The organism is Pseudomonas arcuscaelestis, assembly GCF_016881005.1.
In the GTDB taxonomy this organism is placed as follows: domain Bacteria; phylum Pseudomonadota; class Gammaproteobacteria; order Pseudomonadales; family Pseudomonadaceae; genus Aquipseudomonas; species Aquipseudomonas arcuscaelestis.
On sequence record NZ_JACOPV010000055.1, the window covers coordinates 1 to 1,248 of the forward strand.

Consider the following 1,248-nt stretch of genomic DNA (forward strand, 5'->3'; position numbering starts at 1 on the left):
GTGCGACCGGCGAGCGTAACCAGCGTGAAGCCAGCCGTGGCAAGCAAGGCGGGCGTACCCTGGAAATCCAGCGCCTGATCGGCCGTTCGCTGCGCGCCGCGCTGGACATGTCCAAGCTGGGCGACGTGACCCTGTACGTCGACTGTGATGTGATCCAGGCTGACGGCGGCACTCGCACCGCATCCATTACCGGCGCGATGGTGGCCCTGGTTGACGCACTCAAAGTCATCAAGAAGCGCGGCGGCCTCAAAGGCGGCGACCCGCTCAAGCAGATGATCGCTGCTGTATCGGTGGGCATGTACCAGGGCGAGCCTGTGCTGGACCTGGACTACCTGGAAGACTCGGCCGCCGAGACCGACCTGAACGTGGTGATGACCAGCACCGGTGGTTTCATCGAAGTGCAGGGCACCGCCGAAGGCGCGCCATTCCAGCCGGCCGAGCTGAACGCCATGCTGGCCTTGGCTCAGAAGGGCATGACCGAAATCTTCGAACTGCAGAACGCCGCACTGGCTGACTGAGCCGGTTTCAAGGAGAAACGCCATGAGTGACAGCCAATTGCCTGTGCCTACGCCTTCATACGAAGCGCGCCAGGGTGCGATGTTGTGTCACTTCGCGGCGTTTCTGGGGTTTGTGTTCCCCTTCGGCAGCGTTATCGGGCCGTTGATTCTGTGGCAGCTCAAGAAAGAGAAAGATGCGTTCATCGATGATCAGGGCAAGGAGGCCTTGAACTTCCAGATCACCGTGGCCATTGCCTGGATCGCTTCCATGGTGCTGGCATTCGCGGTGATTGGGTTTTTCTTGATGATCGTGCTGGTGATCGCCACCCTTGTGTTGACGATCATTGGTGGTATCAAGGCTAACCAGGGGGCTGCCTACCGATACCCCTTGACCTGGCGGTTGGTCAAATAATGAGCGCCCACAAAAAAACCGACAGCGATGTCGGTTTTTTTGTGCCTGGAAAAAGACCTTAGATGGTCAGTGTCCAGTCGTAGTCCACGATCAGCGGCGCGTGCTGCGAGAAGCGCGGTTGGCGCGGCAAGCGGGCGCTGCGAACGAACCGGCGCAGACCTGGGGTCAGCAACTGGTAGTCGAAACGCCAGCCCAGGTTGAGCATCTCAGCCTGTTCGTTGTCTGGCCACCAGCTGTACTGGTCGCCTTCGCGGCTTACTTCGCGCAGGGCGTCAACATAGCCCATGTTGCCGACAATCTCGTCCATCCAGGCCCGTTCAGGCGCCAGGAAACCCGGAG

General features: G+C 60.2%; 2 protein-coding genes and 1 pseudogene. 2 read left to right on the forward strand and 1 reads right to left on the reverse strand.

Translation table 11 applies throughout. From position 1 onward, the window contains the following. Together rph and H8F21_RS29175 are read left to right on the forward strand one after the other, a co-directional pair. The coding region (gene rph, locus H8F21_RS29170; RefSeq protein ID WP_203585832.1) for a ribonuclease PH at nucleotides 1-518 on the forward strand (518 nt) is incomplete at its 5' end. Nucleotides 519-540: 22 nt separating this feature from the next. Continuing rightward, the gene (locus H8F21_RS29175; protein ID WP_194937250.1) at nucleotides 541-909 is read left to right on the forward strand and encodes a DUF4870 domain-containing protein; all 369 of its coding nucleotides are present in this window, start codon (nucleotides 541-543) and stop codon (nucleotides 907-909) included. Between the two features lie 58 nt (nucleotides 910-967). Here H8F21_RS29175 and crc read toward each other — a convergent pair. Continuing rightward, nucleotides 968-1,248, reverse strand: a pseudogene (crc, locus tag H8F21_RS29180) (catabolite repression control protein Crc); the annotation flags it as partial.

What these genes read in the sequence shown, in the direction of transcription:
- H8F21_RS29175 (WP_194937250.1), top strand. Translation starts at nt 541, where the DNA reads ATGAGTGACAGCCAATTGCCTGTGCCTACGCCTTCATACGAAGCGCGC.